This window comes from Bacillus sp. AY3-1 (assembly GCF_008368785.1).
GTDB classification, from domain to species: domain Bacteria; phylum Bacillota; class Bacilli; order Bacillales; family Bacillaceae_G; genus Bacillus_A; species Bacillus_A wiedmannii.
In genome coordinates, this window is record NZ_QORZ01000017.1 from 322,786 (window position 1) to 341,564 (window position 18,779).

Genomic DNA, 18,779 nt, shown 5'->3' on the forward strand with positions numbered 1-18,779 from the left:
CCCCCCATTTAATTTAGTTCTTCTTTGACATTTTCTCTTTTAAGAAATTATCTACAAAACCGTCTGCTTTCGCAACAAATAAGTACGCACCCATTGCTAACAATGCAAGTTCTAATTCGAAGCCAGGATTTTTTCCATCTCCTAATAAACCAGCTGACCATTTTACTTTTACAATTGCTCCAACCATTACAAGTGCAAATAATAATCCAATATATCTAACACCTAAACCTAGAATTAACAATATACCACCAACTACTTCCGCTGTTGCTACACCGTATGCAAGACCTCCTGGTAAACCAATGCTTGTAAACCACCCTGCAATATTGTCAATCCCCGATTGGAATTTTGTTAAACCGTGCATAAAGAATGTTACCCCTAACACGATACGAATAATTAAGTTACCGATATGTTGATTCATTTCATTCTCTCCTTTATAGTTTTCTTATACAAAACTTTTATTTACATTACAAAACATACACTAATTTTTTTTATTCGTCAATTCATTTTCACTGGGAAAAAATATATTTTTTTTGCTATGATACAAATAGTTGTTTACAAAAAGGAGCTTGATTTTATGAATATTGGTTCTGCAATACGTGAAATTCGTCAACGTAGAGGCATAACAATCGCACAAATTTGTGAGGGAACAGGTCTTTCTAAAGGATTTATGAGTCAGGTTGAAAATAATAAAACATCACCATCTATCTCAACTTTAGAAACAATCTCCAATTTTTTAAACGTTCCCCTTCCCTATTTATTATTAGAACAAAAAGATCGGTTGAAAGTTGTCAAAAAGGTAGAGCGTAAATACAGTGTATACGGAAAAGATGAACAAAGAATTGAACATGTTGCAGAGCAAGGTGGCCTCCGCCTAAACCTCGTGGAAATTCCTGCTGGGTTTCCGAAAGAAAATATACCAAATGCCCATGAAGGGGAAGAATGTCACCTTGTATTACGCGGAAAACTAGAAGTTCAACATGGAGAAGATATTGCAATAGTAGAAGAAGGTGATTCTTTCTCCTGGAATGCATGTGTTCCTCATATCGTTCGTAATATAGGGGAAGAAACTGCATTATTACTCATCTCTAGTCATGCAGAAAATCGAAAACGTGTTTATTAAATAAAAAAGAAGCCTGTAAATCAGGCTTCTTTTTTATCCCCTTATAACGCCATAACTTGTCCCAACTAGTACAGTCTTTTCATGTTGATTGCGATAAACTGACTCGATTGAAACCTTTTTATATCCTTCCATCTGTTCAATATTTGTTAAAGTTAATTCACAAGTGATCGTATCTCCTGTAAAAACCGGTCTAATAAACTCACTTACTAATTCTCTTGCTATGTAATGTAATTCTTCTCCTACTTTCGTTCCAATACTAGCAGTTAATAAACCATGAACCATTAAACGTCCTTTTTCATCATATTCCATATGATGCCTACCTTTATCTCCTGTAATATTTGCAAATTCAAAAACCTCTTCCTCAGTAAATCTTCTTTCGTATTTAAATACATCCCCAACTTTTACATTCATTTTTATCCCCCGTTTAATAAACAGAATTTTCTTTTATTTTATCATAAAATGAGTCTCAGTTCAGTTTATATTATTAAAATAGCGATCCTTTTTCTACACTATCTTACTTTTATCGGTGCCCATCTTTTTTTGCTACTTGATACCCGTAGTACGCACATGTTCCATTTCTCGATAACTCTCTCACCTCAAAACCACAACTTCTATAAAAATCAAAATTATTCGCAGATGTATGTGCAAACCAGTCTCCATGTGGCAACTTTTGCAAACAAAGAGCGACAAGTTTCTTACCTAATCCCTTCCCTCTATATTCACATTTCACAACTAAATTTACTATGTTCGCGATCATGATTCCATCAGAAATGACTCTAACCATCGCAATCATCTCTTCTTCATCCCAAATTGTGAATGCCCATGTTGAATTTTCAAATGCTATCGTGAATTTTTCAATTTGCCAAGAAGGGATATCATCATTACTCCAACCAGCATCTTCGAATAAAGTTTTAATTGCATATGCTGGCACACCATTCGTTCCCTCACGAATAATAAGGCCATTATGATAAATATACATGTAATCCCCCCTTTATTTTTATATACCATTCTTCAAAAGATGCAATTTACCTTTTTTCATCCAACGCGTTTAATGGAATAAACAAGAACGTCCATCCCATGAAATGAAGTTGTTTTCTCATAACTAAGCCCTGTTTTTCTAGCAACAAAGATTGAGGCGGGGTGATCCGGATTAATAAGAGAAATTAATTTATTCATTCGTAACGCTTGGAAACCATAGTCTCGAAATGCTGCCGCTGCTTCTTTCGCATACCCTTTTCCCCAATACTGAGGTAATAACCAATAACCAATTTCAATTTCTTCTTTTCCATCTATCTGCTGCTTTACTAACCCTGCATGACCAATTCGTATTCCCGTTTCCTTTTCAATCAATACAAATAAACCAAGACCGTTTTTATAGCTAGGAATCACCCACTCCTCCAAACTTTTTTTACATTGCATATATGTTTTTAACGTCCCATTTCCAATATAGCGCATTACCTTCTCATTTCCCCATAGCGAAGCATAGAACTGCAAATCATCCATTGTATATTTGCGAATTTGTAAACGATCTGTATGAAACATCTCTGCACTCCTTCCCACGAATTTGTACTTAACTACACGATCATGTTTTGTATGTATACTAAAATGTTACTATCTATTATAAATGAACCAAGAATAAAATACAGAATATTCAATCCCTCAATAATCTAAAAAAGGCAGTAGACAAATATTGTCTACTGCATCCATATCATAACTAGCATAAAGAAAACTACAATTGAGGGGGGTGTAGGATTTTCAAATATACTAGATACTTATCCCGTTCTAACGGGCGGTAAACTTTTCAATTATATGAAAGTGAAAAGTTTACCGCACATAAGAACCTTTGCGGTCATTAAGAGAGCGCCGTTAAGTACTCCAATACACGCTGTGCTTTTTCTCCACCCATTCGTGCATGTTGAAGAAGAGAAATACCATGTGGACCCGATGCACACAATGCCTCTGGTTGTGCTACTAAAATAGCTTGTACAACTTCTAATTCTCCAAGCATCGCGGCCGCGAAAATGTCCATTCGAGCACCCTTTTCTAATAAATAGAGAGCAATATCTTTACGACCTACATGTGCCGCCGCTCCTAACGCACTTTCCCAATCTGATCCGCCCCAATTGTAAGAGGCATGAAGTAAGCTTGGCGATTCAGCCAACAGTTCTTGTACTTTTTCTAAATCTCCGTGAGCTGCCATAACAAATTCTCTTACTAACTCAGTGGTAATACATTCTTCTGTTCGCATCTTGCTCCTCCTTTTTTAGAAATTCGTTTTGGTGTGAAAAATGGCTTGTCACTTCCTTGAAAAATATCTACCTCTATGCCGAACACACGTTGAAACATTTCATAACATAACACTTCTTCTGGTATACCGTCATACTGAAGCTGCCCTCGCTTTAATACGAGTAAACGATCACTATATTGAGCCGCTTGGTTAATATCATGTAAAACCATTACAATTGTCATGCCAAACTCCTCGTTTAACCGTTTCACAAGTTCCATTACTTCCAACTGATGAACGATATCTAAAAAGGTTGTTGGCTCATCTAATAATAAGACATTTGTACGTTGTGCTAGCGTCATTGCAATCCAGGCACGTTGTCTTTCTCCTCCTGATAAAGATTGTAAAAGACGATATTCATACCCTTCAAGATTTGTAACAGACAATGCCCAATCAACAATTTCTTCATCGTCTTTATTTAAGCGACCTCTCCATGATTTATGAGGTCCCCTTCCAAATTCGATTAATTCTTTCACTGTTAAATCTAATTGATGATCATGCATTTGTGGTAACATCGCTAATTGCTTCGCTACATCGGCACTTTTCATCGTATGAATACTTTTTCCATCTAAAATGATATCCCCTTCGCTTTGTTTAAGTAGTCTTGCCATTAAACGAAGCAAAGTAGATTTCCCCGACCCATTCGGTCCAATTAAACTAACGACCTCTCCAGCTTTAATATGTACATTCATATTTTGCATTTGAAATCTTTCAGAATGTGCGTAAAACACTTTATTAACGGAAATCACGCTGTTTCCCCCCTCTATGAATTAAATATAAGAAGAACGGACCGCCTAAGAAGGATAATAAAATACCGACAGGCAATTCAATTGGATCGAACCAACTTCGAGCTATCGCATCCGCGAAAACAAGTAATATCCCTCCACCAAGGCATGATAATGGCAGTAAATATTTATAGTCATTTCCAACTAATAAACGTAACATATGTGGTACAACAAGACCGACAAATCCAATAAGACCAGAAACACTAACTGCAATTCCAGCTAATAGTGTACTTACTACTATTAAATAAAACCGGCTTCTCTCCACGTTATGACCTAATAATTTCGCCATTTCATCTCCAAGCATTAATACTCGAATATGCTTTATACCAAAGAAGGCTAATATAATAGCGAATAGTGCATAATAAATAATCATGTTTAAATGTGCCCAACTTACACCACCAATGCCACCTGCTAACCAGGGTAACACCGATTGTACTTTGTCACTATGTAATAACATTAACGCTGACGTCGCTGCACCAATTAATGCATTGATTGATACACCTACTAAGACAATCCTTGAAGGCGGCGCCCCTTTTTGCCATGATAAAGCATAAATGACCATCGCCGTTATGAAAGCTCCTATAAACGCCCCGAGCGGTAAAAATGCCATATGCTGAGGGAATAAAATCATAATTACAATTGCTACAAGGCCTGCTCCAGATGAAACCCCGATAATACCAGGGTCTGCAAGAGGATTTCTCATAACCCCTTGCAGCAGTGCACCAGATGCTGCTAAACATGTTCCTACTATAAATCCAACGAGCACTCTCGGTATACGAAGGTCCCATACAATTCGATGAACCGTCGAACCTTCATCTTCTATCCCTGTTAGAATTTCTCGTAAAGAAAAGGATAGGCTTCCTGCGAAAAGACCGTAAAAAAGACCTAGAATCGTTAATACAACTAAAGTAACTGCTATTATCCATCTTTTTTTCGCAAAAGGATGTTCCTTTTCCCTTACTACTTCACTACTTTCCATACGTATCATTTCCTTACATCTTGTATACTTTTATACATAAAGTCCATTGCTTCTGTAACTTTTGTTCCAGGATTTGATCCAAATAAGTCTGGTGGCAAAATAACTACACGATTTTGTTTTACTGCATCTAAATTTTTCCACGCTTCATTTTTCATCATTTCGCCTTCAAATGCTTTTTTAACGCTATTTGGATCTCCATGTGTAATTAAATAAATCACATCTGGATTTACCTCAATAATACGTTCTACACTTAGCTGCGCATATTGCGGATATTCCTTCATTTCCGGAAAATCAGCTGCAATATTTTTTCCGCCTGTTTTTTCTAAAATATTACCTGATAAAGATGTTGGTAATGCTGCTAAATAAGTACCTGGTGCTCCGTATACTAACAGTGCTTTCACATCACTCTGTTTCTCATATGTCTTCATTTGATCATTAATTTTTTGATTAAGTTCTTTTGCTTTATCTTCTTTCTTCATTATCGTTCCATATAGTTCAATATTCTTTTGAATATCTTGTACAGAATTCGCAGAAGAAATCATTACTTTCGTTCCTTGTCCTTCAACCGTTGGAACATTCTTTTGAAACCCATTGTTAGCAATAAGTACATCCGGTTTTAAACTAGCGATTTGCTCAAAATTCGGTTGATGTGCATTCCCGATTACTTGTACTTTCTTTAAATCCTCTGGAAGAGTTATTTTTGCATCCGGACGACCTACTATTTTTCCGCCTAAAGCATGAATAATATTCATGTCCCCCATACTTAATGTTGCAAAACTCTCTGGCACTTTATCGAATGTTACCTTTCTTCCTGATAGGTCGGTAACTTCGATTTTCTCTTTTCCTTTTTCTGTTTTTGTTGCAGATGCTTTTTCGTCTCCCTTTGCATTGCAACCTATTAACAAGAAAAAAATAGATAAAAACGCTGTGAATAGCGTAATAGATTTTTTCATTCTTCCACCTCTAACTGATAATGATAATCATTAACTACTATTCTACTTTAATTGATAAGGATTATCATTGTCAATATAAACCGCATACATTTTTTACAAAAACAAAAAGCACTACAAAAAGATTCGTTCTTTTCGTAGTGCTCTATTTCATAATATTACTCACATTCGTTTCCCTCTAACTGTTCTCGCATCATTTTCACACGCTGAAAGAAAAAGAATGATAAACTTAAAAATATAACGGTACTCCCCATCATAACAAAAGATTGTATTGCTTCTTTTGCTCCATTCGGAATCAATAAGCCAACCATTAACAATGTACTTACAGCGAGAAGGATTTGTCCGAACCGAGTATAATCTTCTATTTTTCCTTGTAATTCTTTCATTATATTCTCACTCCTCTATTTCACTGTATCATATTCTATTAAACTTAAAGACCAGTAAATACAGCCATTCTGGGAGATGTTTTCCAAATGAAAAAGAGCCGCTTTATTGCGACTCTTTCATACCCATTACTCCCCTTTATATGCTTCCATATAAATTTCTTTCAACTCTGAAATGAGAGGTAATTTCGGATTAGCTGTTGTACATTGATCTTCAAAAGCTCTTTCTGCTAATAATCCAACAACCTCTTCAAATTGGTCTTTAGCAACTCCTTGTCCTGCAATACTCATATTTATATTTAAGCTTTTTCCAAGCTCAATAATTGCTTGGACGAGGGATTCCACACCTTCTGCTGTCGAGCCTGCTGGAAGCCCGAGCATTCTCGCAATATGTGCATAACGTTCATCAGCCACAAAGTGCTCATATTTTGGGAACAATGCGTGTTTTCTTGGCTTAATAGCATTATAGCGAACTACGTGCGGCATAAGAATTGCATTCGCACGCCCATGCGGAATATGAAATTCCGGTCCAATTTTATGTGCTAAGCTGTGATTAATACCTAAGAAAGCATTTGCAAATGCCATCCCTGCAATTGCAGAAGCATTATGCATTTTTTCTCGTGCTTCTTCGTCATTTCCATCTTTAAATGCTCTTGGTAAATATTTAAATACGAGATCAATGGCCTTTAATGCTAATCCATCTGTATAGTCATTTGCTAGAACAGACACATACGCCTCGATTGCATGCGTTAATACGTCCATACCAGTGTCTGCTGTTACATGTGGTGGTACTGTCATTACAAACTGTGGATCAACAATTGCTACATCTGGTGTTAATTCATAATCCGCGAGCGGATACTTTATATTATTTTTCTTATCTGTAATAACCGCAAATGGTGTCACTTCTGATCCTGTTCCTGATGTTGTTGGAATGGCAACAAACTGCGCCTTACTTCCTAATTCCGGATATTCACATGTACGTTTTCTTATATCTAAAAACTTCTGTTTAATTCCATAGAATGTTGTTTCTGGGTGCTCATAGAAAAGCCACATCCCTTTCGCTGCATCCATAGCTGAACCACCACCAAGTGCGATAATTACATCTGGCTTAAAACTTCTCATCATTTCCGCACCTTTAAACACAGTTTCATCTGATGGATCTGGCTCGACCTCAAAGAAAACTTCGACTTTTACATCATTTGCATGTTTACGTAAATAATGCGTAACCGTATCTACATATCCGTGCTCAACCATTCCTGGATCCGTTACAATAAATGCACGTGAAATGTTAGGCATATTCGCTAAATATGCTGTCGCATGTTTTTCAAAATAAATTTTTGGTGGTAATTTGAACCACTGCATATTCTTTTTTCTATTTGCCAACCTTTTTATATTTAATAAATGCGTCGCTGTTACGTTTTGAGAAACTGAGTTTTTCCCATACGAGCCGCAACCGAGCGTAAGTGATGGAATAAATCCATTATATATGTCACCGATTCCACCTTGTGATGAAGGGGCGTTTACAATAAGACGGCAAGCTTTCATACGTAATCCAAATTGTTTTTGTACTTCTTTATTTGTAGAATGAATGACTGCTGAATGTCCTAAACCACCAAGGTCTAACATGTCTTCGCAATATGTAAGTCCCTCTTCTAGTGAATTTGCTTTTACACAAGCTAATACTGGACTCAGTTTCTCACGAGATAGTGGATATGCTCCTCCGATACCTTGTATTTCAGCTACAAGCATTTTTGTATTTTCAGGCACAGTAATTCCAACTAATGCGGCGATGTACTGTGCTGATTTCCCTACAATATCACTATTTACTGCACATGTATTTTCATTAATAACAAGCTTTTCTAATTTTCTTCTCTCTTCTTCTGTTACAAAGTAACAATTGTTTGCAATCATTTCTGTTTTCACATCATCATAAATTTCCTTGTCTACAATGATTGCTTGTTCTGATGCACAAATCATACCGTTATCAAATGTTTTTGATAAAATTAAATCATTAACAGCTCGTTTTATATGCGCTGATTTCTCTATATAGCATGGTACATTACCAGGACCTACACCTAGCGCTGGTTTTCCAGTAGAATAAGCTGATTTCACCATACCTGCTCCTCCAGTTGCCAAAACAAGCGCAACACCTTCATGGTTCATTAATTGTTTCGTTGCTTCGACAGAAGGTCTTTCAATCCACTGAATACAATGTTTTGGTGCCCCGGCCTTCACCGCTGCATCATATACTGTTTTCGCCGCTGCAATGGAACAGTTTTGTGCTGAAGGATGAAATGCGAAAATAATTGGATTTCTCGTTTTCATCGCGATTAATGCTTTAAACATTGTTGTCGACGTTGGATTCGTTACTGGCGTTACCCCAGCTACTACTCCGACAGGTTCCGCAATTTCTATTATTTCTTCATGAGGATCTTCGTGAATAATCCCTACTGTTTTATCTTTCTTTATGCTATGCCAAATATATTCAGTAGCAAAAATATTTTTAATGCATTTATCTTCATATACACCACGACCTGTTTCTTCAACAGCCAACTTTGCAAGTGGCATATGTTGATCCACACCTGCTAATGCCATTTCATGAACAATGTTGTCAATTTGCTCTTGTGTAAAACTTTCTAATGCTTGTAAAGCCTTTCGACCGTTATTCACTAACGTATCAATCATCTCTTTTACTTCCTGCATTTCATTTACAACTTTCTCTTTGACTACCATGTAAATTCCTCCTATTCTGCTATCATGGACTAAATAAGACCCTATAGGTCATAATGAGTCCCGATTAGCGCAAAAAAAATAGAGTTGCTTTCCTACATGAACCTAATTGTTTGTGAAATATTTCACAAGTTTGTTCGTGAGTAACACTTCATGAACTTAATATACATGAAATGATTTCATTTGTGTATGTCTATTTTGTGAAGTTTTTCACAAAATAGATGTAATAAAAATGCACTGCCTATATGAGCAGTGCATTTTTATTATGCTAACGCTTGTGCTAGATCTTCAATTAAATCTTCACCGTCTTCAATACCGACAGAAATACGAATTAATGTATCTGTAATTCCTAGCTCTTTACGACGATCTGCTGGGATTGATGCATGTGTCATTTGAGATGGGATAGAAATTAAACTTTCTACTGCCCCTAAACTTTCAGCAAGTGTAAAATATTGTAAGTTCTCTAGTACTTTATTTAATGTTTCTTCACTATCTACATCAAATGAGATAATAGCACCAAATCCATTTGCTTGTTCTGTCGCTAGTTCATGGTTTTGATGTGATGCAAGACCTGGGTAATATACTTTATTTACTTTTGGATGGTTATTTAAAAACTCAGCAATTGCACGTGAATTCGTTTCATGCTCTTCCATTCGAATTCCTAATGTTTTTAAACCACGAAGTAGTAAGAAGCTATCTTGTGGGCCAAGAATGCCTCCTGTTGAGTTTTGTACAAAGTGAAGGTCTTCTGCTAATTGCGGGCTATTTACAACTACTAGGCCTGCAACTACGTCACTATGACCTCCTAAATATTTCGTTGCACTATGAAGTACAATGTCTGCTCCTAAAGTAATCGGCGACTGCCAATATGGCGTCATGAATGTGTTATCGATAATTGTTAATAAATCTTTCTCTTTAGCAAGAGTAGATATTTTCTTAATATCAGTAATTTTCAGTAATGGGTTCGTTGGTGTTTCCACATAAATCGCTTTCGTATTTGGACGAATCGCTTCTACAACTTCCTCTAGGTTTGTTGTATCTACAAATGTATGCTCAATACCGAAGCGATTTAATACTTTCGTGATAACGCGGTACGTTCCACCATACACATCATCTGTTAAAATAACGTGGTCACCTTTTGAGAACAACATAATTGTAGCTGTAATAGCAGCCATTCCTGAACCAAATGCAAAACCAGCATGACCGTTTTCTAATACTGCAATCATTTCTTCTAAAGCTGCACGTGTTGGGTTGCCTGTACGTGAATATTCATATCCTTGATGCTTACCAACTGCTTCTTGTTTGTACGTACTTGTTTGATAAATCGGTACATTTACAGATCCAGTTGAAGGTTCTCCTATGCGAATACCATGAATTAACTTTGTCTTTGCTCTCATTTTTTATTCCCATCCTTTGTATATGTCTTTACTTAAATAGCGCTCACTACTATCAGGAAAAATCGTTACAATATTTGTACCTGGCGCCGCTTTCTCTGCTTCAAGTAAACTTGCATGAAATGCTGCTCCGGAAGAACTCCCAACGAGCAGTCCTTCTTTTTGCGCTAATTCCTTCACTCGTAAAAATGCATTTCGATCAGAAATTGTATGAATTTCATCAAAATAAGATGTTTTCAAAAATGGCGGGATAAATTCAAGGCCAATCCCTTCTGTTTCATGCGAACCAGCTTTACCACCATTTAAAATAGATCCTTCTGGTTCGACAATAACCGTTTTTATATCTATATTTTTTTCTTTCAAATAAGATGCAGTCCCCATGAATGTACCACCAGTTCCTGCTCCTGCAACAAATATGTTAATCTCTCCGTTCAGTGCATCCCAAAGTTCAGGTCCTAATGTTTTGAAATAAGCACGCGGGTTTGCTTCATTCGCAAACTGACTTGGAGAGTATGAATTCGGTATTTCATTTACTAATTCTTTTGCTTTTGCAATTGCGCCGGTCATTCCTTGCTCAGTTGGTGTATGCACAACCGTTGCACCCAGTGCTTTCATTAGTTCTTGCTTTTCAATACTAAATTTCTCTGGTACACAAACGATAACGTGTAAATCATGTTGTAACGCTGCAAGTGCCAGTCCAATACCAGTATTTCCAGCAGTCGGTTCAATAATTGTTCCACCCTGGGTAACAAGCCCTTTTTCTAGCGCATCTTCAATTAATTCTCTTCCTAAACGGTCCTTAACGCTTCCACCTGGGTTATAAAATTCAAGCTTTGCAAATAAACGGACCCCTTCCGGAAGTGAAAAACGAGTAATTTCTACAACTGGCGTATGACCAATCAACTCATGAACTCCACGATATACATTCATCGTGTTCTCCCCCTTATTTGCCAATAAAGAAAAGGCAACTGTATGTATTTTCTTTATATGAGACAGTTGCCTTTTTGTTACATTACTTTAACTCTTCTAGTACTTTTACGATAAAGTTTGTAGAATGAAGAGCTGCTTGATCTAAAAATTGATCAAATGAAACATTTGATTCTTTACCAGCAATATCAGAAAGTGCACGAATAATAACAAACGGAACTTCATATTGGTGGCATACTTGTGCAACAGCTGCTGCTTCCATTTCTACTGCATAAAGGTCTTCAAATTTATCACGAATTGCTGCAACGCGGTTCGGATCACTCATAAATGAATCACCTGTTGCAATCATACCTTTTACAACTTGAATATTTTCTTCTGCCTGCATACATTTCTCAGCTAATGCAACTAATGCTTCATCAGCCTTGAATCCAGGCGGCATTCCTGGTACTTGACCATACTCATAGTTAAATGCTGTTACATCTACGTCATGATGACGAACTTCTGTTGAAATAACTACATCTCCAACATTTAGAGAATGATGAAAGCCACCAGCTGAACCAGTATTAATTACTTTTTCAGGCTTATATCTTTCTAATAAAATTGTCGTTGACATCGCTGCATTTACTTTACCAATACCAGACTTTAACAAGATCACTTCATGTCCTGCTAATTGTCCTTTCGTAAATTCACAACCCGCAACCGTTTCTGTTTCTGCTTGTTCTAATTTGTCACGTAAAATACGTACTTCTTCTTCCATTGCTCCAATTACAGCAATTCTCAATCTAATCCCTCTTTCTATTGCTTAGTTGCCTCCATTACCCAAACGAAATGATTTAATCTCGTAAACGTTACATGGAAGCCATTGTTTTCAAAAATAGACTGCATGACTGGAATACGTGTATAGTATTCCGTTTGCAAATCGTTTGCTAACTGATGGAAACCTCTTTGTTTTGCTGTTTCAACAGTTTTATCATATGCATCTTGATCTGCAAATATCGTATCAGCAAACACTATTTTACCACTTTTGTTTAGCAATTGACTATACTTCGCAATCGCTACATTTTTTTCATCATCTGTTAAATGATGAAATGCGTAGGTGCTTACTATGGTATCAATTGAATTTGGGACTTCAAACGAAAGAAAATCACCTTCTGTAATGGAAAATTCTTTTGGCAATTTCTCTTTTGCAATCATGCGCATTTCACGTGACGGTTCTATACCGTAAACTGTGCGTCCAGCAAACAATAATTTATTTGTTAAATTGCCAGTACCAACACCAAATTCTAATACATTACCAAATGACTTGTTAACTACATCCTCTAGAATGTCCTCATAATGGGCGAAAACTTCTTTATATTGTATATCTTCGCCTTGTACAAATGAGTCGTACGTATGAGCCCACTCATCAAATAAACCATTAAATTCTGTACCCATAAAAATCCCCCTTTTTCTCATCGGTTTTATCAGTATAATATGCCCTCTTTCTAAAAATGTCAATTGAAATGTACATGGTATTTCCTTCTTTTCTTTGTTACACTATAGTTGATTACATAGGAGAGGGGTCGTCTTCGTGTCATTTACCTTTGAAATGTTAGAAGATAAAGTAGAGTTTTTCGAAGCAGGAGACTTAGCTTCTTTGGAACGAAAAATTAGTGAACAAATCGATAATAATAAAGCACTTATGCTTGAAGTTCATCACATCTCGCATCAAATGGTTATGGATCCCGAAAGCAAAAGGCCATATTATAGCGCGGTTGTTCATTTTAAATTAAAGAAATTACGCTAAACTAAAAAAGAGAAGCTCCTAAGGAGCTTCTCTTTTTTAGTTTATATTATAGCGCGGTTGTTCATTTTAAATTAAAGAAATTACGCTAAACTAAAAAAGAGAAGCTCCTAAGGAGCTTCTCTTTTTTAGTTTAGGTCTTGAACAAGTACTGGTTTCCAGCCCTCGTTGTCTACCCAATCAATATTCACATAATATTTTTTGCCTGATTGTTTATCTTGTACGTTACCGTAAGCTTTATTTTTACCGTTATTTCCGATTCGATGAATAACTAATTGCTCTACTGGAACGTCAATTGCAGCTGAAATAGCTTGATTCATCTCATTCCAATCTGCTGTACCTTTTTTAAACGTCATCGCAGGTGTCGCACCTTGCTCTGTACCTACTGGCTTCCAAGAAGACTTCGTATAAGCGTCAGTTGCCTTTGGCTGTGTTTTTTCAGCTGGTACTTTCTCGTTAGCTTTCGCTTCTTCTTCAGCTTTTTTCTGTTCTTCTTCAGCCTTTTGCTTCTCTTCTTCCTTCTTCTTAGCCTCTGCCTTATCTTGCTCGTTCTTCTTCGTCTCTTCTTTGCCTTTAGCTTTCTCAGACTTATTCTCTTTCGTTGTTTGCTGAGCTACTTTTTTATCACTAGAAGACGCTTGTTCTTTTCTTTCAGGAACAAACAATTGATATGATACAATAGCTACTAATATTAATACAATTGCAATTGCAATATTTAAAACACCGTTTTGACGACGTTTTTGTTGTTTCTGTTGGAATCTAGATCCTCCTGCCATTCTTCAAACCTCCATGCAGTTTTTCATACTTGCTATTGTAACATTAAATCTAGAAAGGTTGAACATTTACAATAATATTTTCACGAAATGAAAACATTTCACTATGAATTGCAAGATTACTTTTCATTCTCTAATCGATAGATTGATTCTACGATAGCTTTGAAAATAGGTGTAACTCTATTTACATTACTATTCGTTTCTATATCCACGACAACTAAAGCATATCTTGGATTTTCATATGGAAAATAACCTGCAAACCAACGATTCTCTTTCATCCCTTTTCCTGTTTGCGCTGTCCCAGATTTTCCGGCAACACTTAGTGGTAACGACCTGAATGCTGCTCCTGTTCCTTTCTCCGTTGTTACAACGCCCCTTAATAACTCTTGTAATGTTTTCACCGTTTCATAGGAAAGCTGTTTTCCACCTAATGTATGGTCTTCAAATGTATAGAAGTCCGTTCCATTTTTATACATTATTTTTTCCACAGCTTTCACTTCCATCTTTTCTCCACCTCTAGCAATCGTCGCCATCATATTTGCAATCGCTAGAGGTGACATACGTACATCTTTCTGTCCAATTGCTGTTTGCGCTACCGCCTTTTTACTATTCTTATTTCCTTCACTACCCCAAATCGTAACCCTCTTCTCCTCTGGCATTTGCTCAAAATGAGTTGTATGAAATACAGAACCTTTCCATCCAACCTTACCAGCGGCTCCTAACGCTGCTACGTAAGTTTCTAACACCATCTTATCCTTTTGTATTAGCTCATTACCTAACTCTGAAAATGTCCTGTTACAGCTTCTAGCAAAGCTCTCTTTAAAACTAAGTGTACCCATCATAACTTGTGGGTGGTCTTCACCATATAAATCTTGATTACAATTAAATGTACGATTAAACACATTTTCATTTTGATCAATCACTGCCGCTGCAACTATTGTTTTAAAAACAGAACCGGGAAAATGTGGTGTCAACATTTGATTTTCAAGTGTAGTTTTATATAAACGCTCATCCTTCACCTGCACAGATGGTTTACTGACCATCGCTAAAATTTCATTTGTCTTTACATCAAGTAATACTAATCCCCCCTTCTTTATTTCGCTTGCTTCAACCACTTCTTCTGCTTTTTGCTGTAACCTGTTATGTAAAGTTGTTTGAATCGTCACTGGATAAAACGGATTTCCAGGCGCAGTATATTTCGCTTGTTTTCCAAAAATCGGTTCCCCTTGTCGGTCCACTTGATACAATACTTTTGCCTCTCCATCGGTCAAAAGAAATTCATCAAATGATTGCTGCAATCCTGAAATACCAATTGGCGTTTGTCTTGAAATTTTTCTTACTTCTCCGTATCGTTTTTGAAATTCTCGTTCATTCTCCCCCACATCGCCAATTAAATGATTCACCCTGCCAGTTTGCCGTAAACGAACTTCAGCTGCTACAATACCTAATACATTTAATTGATTTACCTTCTCCATCTGCTCTCGTGCCAAGCGAAATGGACCATTTCCCCTTTGCATGATAAATGCACTTTTCTTGTCTTTCATTTGACTTTCAATCTCTTGTCTCGACACACCAATGATATGCGCAATTCTCTCTAACATGTCATTTTTTATTTGTAGAAATGGAAAAACAATTAAAACAGGATACTTTTTCTCACCTATTTCCTTACCGTTCCGATCTATAAAATGGCCTCGTCCATCATCTACCGTAATGGACTGCGTCCGTTGTGTAACACTTTTTTCAATTAAATTTATCTTACGATCTGTAAATGATTCTGTATCTATAATTTGTATTTGAATTAAACGACAAAGTAAAATAAACATGATACATATAAAACAAATTAAAACAATTGTAATTCTCCGTTTTATTTTCATAAAAAAACACCTCGTCTATTATAGTTTGGACCGAGTGTTTCATCTTTTATACAAATAAAAAAATCACTCGCTTTTACACGAGTGATTTTTTATTATTTTACAGAGATAATCTCTACTTGCATTTCTCCACCTGGAGTTTGGATTGCTACCTTCTCACCAATTTGCTTACCTAATAAGCTTTTTGCAATTGGAGAATCGTTAGAAATTCTTCCTTCAAATGGATCTGCTTCTGCGCTACCTACGATTGTGTAAGATTCTTCATCTCCACCTGGTAACTCTTTAAATGTTACTGTTTTACCTAATGTAACAACTGTAGACTCTTCGCCGTTATCTGTGATGATAACTGCGTTACGAATCATGTTTTCTAATTGTGTAATACGTCCTTCTACGAACGCTTGCTCATCTTTCGCTGCATCGTACTCAGAGTTCTCGGAAAGATCTCCGAAGCTACGTGCAATCTTAATTCGCTCTACAACCTCTTTACGTTTTACCGTTTTTAAATCTTCAAGTTCGTTCTCTAGCTTTTGCTTACCCTCTTGCGTCATAGGGTATGTTTTTTCTGTTGCCATATTTTCCACTCCTTTTATATACCAATCCCCCGAAAAAAAAGAGGAGTTCCATATGAAAACTCCCCCACTTATATGTATAGCGGAGGTTTCTAGCACGCCTGTACTAGCGGAGTTGTCACATACAACCCCGTATTCCCAATTCCTCTTTATATAAAGAAGATATGTATGGAAAGTTGATATAAATATGCCCTCACCTATATATAGATGAGGTTGCATGTTTCATTGTATTCGATAGGAAGGGAAAAAATCCCTTCCTATCGTATATCTTTTACTATGCTATTACAAATTTACTTTTTGTTCAAGAATTGTTGCAATTTTTGTCACCATAATATCAATTGCAACATGGTTTTGTCCACCTTCAGGGATAATAATATCCGCAAATTTCTTAGAAGGCTCAATAAATTGATTGTGCATTGGACGTACAACACTTACGTATTGATCAATAACTGAATCCATCGTACGGCCGCGTTCCTTAATATCACGCTGCATGCGGCGTAAAATACGAAGATCTGCATCTGTATCAACGAATAGCTTAATGTCCATTAACTCACAAAGACGTGGGTCTTCTAAAATAAGAATTCCTTCTAAAATGATTACATCTTTCGGCTCAACTGGAATAACTTCTTCTGAACGCGTATGCAATGTATAGTCATATACAGGCTTATCAATTTGCTCATATGCAAGTAGCTGCTGCAAATGTTCAATTAACAGATCATTATCAAACGCAAGCGGATGATCATAATTTGTTTTTAAACGCTCTTCCATTGGTAAATGGCTTTGATCTTTGTAATAATAATCTTGCTCTAAGATTAAAATAGAATGACCTTTAAAATGGTCAAAAATCGCTTTCGTTACACTCGTTTTACCTGATCCCGAACCACCAGCAATTCCAATTACAACAGGCTTATTCGTCCCCATTCGACTATCAACTCTTTCTTATTGAAGTATGCTTTTGCGCATCATATTATTCACATACACTGGTTGATCCACTTTGAATTTCACGATTTGCAGCGGATGTCTCGCTGCATCTAATTCGTTTCCATCCTCATCCCAAATTTTCTCCACCGTCTGCGTAAAGTTTTCTATTTCTGGCCCAAAGAACTCCACTTCATGTCCTGGTTTGAAATGATTACGTTGCTCAATCGTTACGATGCCTGTTTCTTCATTATAATCTAACACTAAACCAGCGAAATCATACGTTGTTTTCTTACTATGATTTCCAAACATTTGCTCTTGATGTCCTGGAACCCCTTCAAAGAATGCGGGAGCTGTATCACGATTTGCACATTTATCAAGCTCATCTAACCATTCTTGTTTAAACTCAAAATTATCCGGATCCGCACAATACGCATCAATTACTTTACGGTATACCGTTGCTACAGTTGCTACGTAATGGATTGATTTCATACGTCCTTCAACTTTTAAGCTATCAATTCCAATTTCAATCATTTTCGGAATTGATAAAATTAAATTTAAGTCTTTTGGACTCATTGCAAAGTGAGCATCTTCTTCTTGGAATAGAGGAAGCTCTTTTGCATCTTTATGTTGTGATACTGTTTGAACTAAATCATAGTCCCAACGGCAAGATTGACAACAACCACCACGGTTAGAGTCACGTGCTGTCATATGGTTACTTAACGTACATCTGCCTGAATATGCGATACACATTGCACCATGGACGAATGCTTCAATTTCAATATCCACTTTTTCTTTAATTTCTTTCATTTCTTCATAGCTTGCTTCACGAGCTAATACAAGACGATGTAAACCTTCTTCTTTCCAATACTGTGCTGCTTTCCAGTTGGATAGTGATTGTTGTGTACTTAAATGCACTTCAACAGAAGGCGCTACACGTTTACAAGTCTCAATAATAAGCGGATCAGCAACGATAATTCCCGTTACGCCAGCTTTTTCAATCCCTTTTAAATATTCCTCTAGCCCGTCCATATTTTCATTATGTGCAAAGATATTTGTTGTTACATATATTTTCGCTCCATATTTCTTTGCAAATTCAACACCTTCTGCCATTTCTTCCAGTGTAAAGTTACCTGCATTCGAACGAAGACCAAATTCTTGTCCACCTAAATATACAGCATCTGCCCCATAATGGATAGCTACTTTTAATTTTTCTAAGTTACCCGCAGGGATTAACAGTTCAGGTTTCTTCACAATAACGCGTTTGCCATCGATTACTCGTGAAATTTCTTGTACAGTCATTTCCTACACCC

General features: G+C 36.6%; 21 protein-coding genes. 2 read left to right on the top strand and 19 right to left on the bottom strand.

What is annotated here, in order from left to right; all coding sequences use genetic code 11:
- Positions 1 to 13: 13 nt before the first annotated feature.
- On the bottom strand, positions 14 to 418 hold the full coding sequence (locus DN389_RS17235; protein ID WP_001071550.1) for a DoxX family protein: 405 nt from the start codon (positions 416 to 418) through the stop codon (positions 14 to 16).
- 156 nt (positions 419 to 574) lie between these two features.
- On the opposite strand from DN389_RS17235, the gene DN389_RS17240 reads away from it, so the two are divergent.
- A complete protein-coding gene (locus DN389_RS17240; RefSeq protein ID WP_001020697.1) occupies positions 575 to 1,120 on the top strand; it encodes a helix-turn-helix domain-containing protein in 546 nt (181 codons plus the stop codon).
- 33 nt (positions 1,121 to 1,153) lie between these two features.
- On the opposite strand, the gene DN389_RS17245 is transcribed toward DN389_RS17240, so the two are convergent.
- The 13 genes from DN389_RS17245 to DN389_RS17310 form a co-directional block, all read right to left on the bottom strand.
- The gene (locus DN389_RS17245; protein ID WP_001101451.1) at positions 1,154 to 1,531 is read right to left on the bottom strand and encodes a hotdog family protein; all 378 of its coding nucleotides are present in this window, start codon (positions 1,529 to 1,531) and stop codon (positions 1,154 to 1,156) included.
- A gap of 109 nt (positions 1,532 to 1,640) precedes the next feature.
- Entirely contained in the window at positions 1,641 to 2,099 is a 459-nt protein-coding gene (locus tag DN389_RS17250) for a GNAT family N-acetyltransferase (RefSeq protein WP_097857936.1), read from the bottom strand.
- A 56-nt stretch (positions 2,100 to 2,155) separates the two neighbouring features.
- Positions 2,156 to 2,662, bottom strand: coding sequence for a GNAT family N-acetyltransferase (locus DN389_RS17255; RefSeq protein ID WP_000469127.1), 507 nt, complete (start codon positions 2,660 to 2,662; stop codon positions 2,156 to 2,158).
- A 310-nt stretch (positions 2,663 to 2,972) separates the two neighbouring features.
- Positions 2,973 to 3,368 (bottom strand): ankyrin repeat domain-containing protein, encoded by a 396-nt coding sequence (locus tag DN389_RS17260; RefSeq protein WP_033662762.1) that lies wholly within the window; start codon positions 3,366 to 3,368, stop codon positions 2,973 to 2,975.
- A complete protein-coding gene (locus DN389_RS17265) occupies positions 3,335 to 4,153 on the bottom strand; it encodes an ABC transporter ATP-binding protein (RefSeq protein ID WP_098189882.1) in 819 nt (272 codons plus the stop codon). Before DN389_RS17265 ends, DN389_RS17260 begins: the two co-directional genes overlap by 34 nt.
- Entirely contained in the window at positions 4,140 to 5,168 is a 1,029-nt protein-coding gene (locus DN389_RS17270; RefSeq protein ID WP_060488239.1) for a FecCD family ABC transporter permease, read from the bottom strand. Before DN389_RS17270 ends, DN389_RS17265 begins: the two co-directional genes overlap by 14 nt.
- Before the next feature lie 5 nt (positions 5,169 to 5,173).
- A complete protein-coding gene (locus DN389_RS17275; RefSeq protein ID WP_098189881.1) occupies positions 5,174 to 6,121 on the bottom strand; it encodes an ABC transporter substrate-binding protein in 948 nt (315 codons plus the stop codon).
- 155 nt (positions 6,122 to 6,276) lie between these two features.
- Positions 6,277 to 6,504 (bottom strand): YrhC family protein, encoded by a 228-nt coding sequence (locus DN389_RS17285; protein WP_000661457.1) that lies wholly within the window; start codon positions 6,502 to 6,504, stop codon positions 6,277 to 6,279.
- Positions 6,505 to 6,630: 126 nt separating this feature from the next.
- Positions 6,631 to 9,234 carry a bifunctional acetaldehyde-CoA/alcohol dehydrogenase gene (adhE, locus tag DN389_RS17290; protein ID WP_098189880.1) on the bottom strand — a complete coding sequence of 868 codons (2,604 nt, stop codon included), beginning with the start codon at positions 9,232 to 9,234 and terminating at the stop codon, positions 6,631 to 6,633.
- Positions 9,235 to 9,494: 260 nt separating this feature from the next.
- Positions 9,495 to 10,628, bottom strand: coding sequence for a bifunctional cystathionine gamma-lyase/homocysteine desulfhydrase (locus DN389_RS17295; RefSeq protein ID WP_046956311.1), 1,134 nt, complete (start codon positions 10,626 to 10,628; stop codon positions 9,495 to 9,497).
- A gap of 3 nt (positions 10,629 to 10,631) precedes the next feature.
- Complete coding sequence (locus DN389_RS17300) at positions 10,632 to 11,555, bottom strand: O-acetylserine dependent cystathionine beta-synthase (RefSeq protein ID WP_046956310.1); 924 nt, start codon at positions 11,553 to 11,555, stop codon at positions 10,632 to 10,634.
- 82 nt (positions 11,556 to 11,637) lie between these two features.
- The gene (mtnN, locus tag DN389_RS17305) at positions 11,638 to 12,333 is read right to left on the bottom strand and encodes a 5'-methylthioadenosine/S-adenosylhomocysteine nucleosidase (RefSeq protein ID WP_001217038.1); all 696 of its coding nucleotides are present in this window, start codon (positions 12,331 to 12,333) and stop codon (positions 11,638 to 11,640) included.
- A 14-nt stretch (positions 12,334 to 12,347) separates the two neighbouring features.
- The gene (locus DN389_RS17310) at positions 12,348 to 12,986 is read right to left on the bottom strand and encodes a class I SAM-dependent DNA methyltransferase (RefSeq protein WP_149237393.1); all 639 of its coding nucleotides are present in this window, start codon (positions 12,984 to 12,986) and stop codon (positions 12,348 to 12,350) included.
- Between the two features lie 136 nt (positions 12,987 to 13,122).
- Between DN389_RS17310 and DN389_RS17315 the strand changes: the two genes are divergently transcribed.
- Positions 13,123 to 13,338 carry a YrzA family protein gene (locus tag DN389_RS17315; RefSeq protein WP_000010984.1) on the top strand — a complete coding sequence of 72 codons (216 nt, stop codon included), beginning with the start codon at positions 13,123 to 13,125 and terminating at the stop codon, positions 13,336 to 13,338.
- A 125-nt stretch (positions 13,339 to 13,463) separates the two neighbouring features.
- On the opposite strand, the gene DN389_RS17320 is transcribed toward DN389_RS17315, so the two are convergent.
- The 5 genes from DN389_RS17320 to DN389_RS17340 all read right to left on the bottom strand — a co-directional run bounded on the left by DN389_RS17320 (position 13,464) and on the right by DN389_RS17340 (position 18,768).
- The gene (locus DN389_RS17320; RefSeq protein WP_088123436.1) at positions 13,464 to 14,111 is read right to left on the bottom strand and encodes a YrrS family protein; all 648 of its coding nucleotides are present in this window, start codon (positions 14,109 to 14,111) and stop codon (positions 13,464 to 13,466) included.
- Between the two features lie 116 nt (positions 14,112 to 14,227).
- Positions 14,228 to 15,982: a peptidoglycan D,D-transpeptidase FtsI family protein gene (locus tag DN389_RS17325; RefSeq protein ID WP_149237394.1), complete on the bottom strand. Its 1,755-nt coding sequence runs from the start codon at positions 15,980 to 15,982 to the stop codon at positions 14,228 to 14,230.
- Between the two features lie 92 nt (positions 15,983 to 16,074).
- The gene (gene greA / locus DN389_RS17330; RefSeq protein WP_000179964.1) at positions 16,075 to 16,551 is read right to left on the bottom strand and encodes a transcription elongation factor GreA; all 477 of its coding nucleotides are present in this window, start codon (positions 16,549 to 16,551) and stop codon (positions 16,075 to 16,077) included.
- Positions 16,552 to 16,830: 279 nt separating this feature from the next.
- Complete coding sequence (gene udk / locus DN389_RS17335; RefSeq protein WP_000537082.1) at positions 16,831 to 17,469, bottom strand: uridine kinase; 639 nt, start codon at positions 17,467 to 17,469, stop codon at positions 16,831 to 16,833.
- A gap of 18 nt (positions 17,470 to 17,487) precedes the next feature.
- Entirely contained in the window at positions 17,488 to 18,768 is a 1,281-nt protein-coding gene (locus DN389_RS17340) for a peptidase U32 family protein (protein WP_000217969.1), read from the bottom strand.
- Between the last annotated feature and the right edge of the window lie 11 nt (positions 18,769 to 18,779).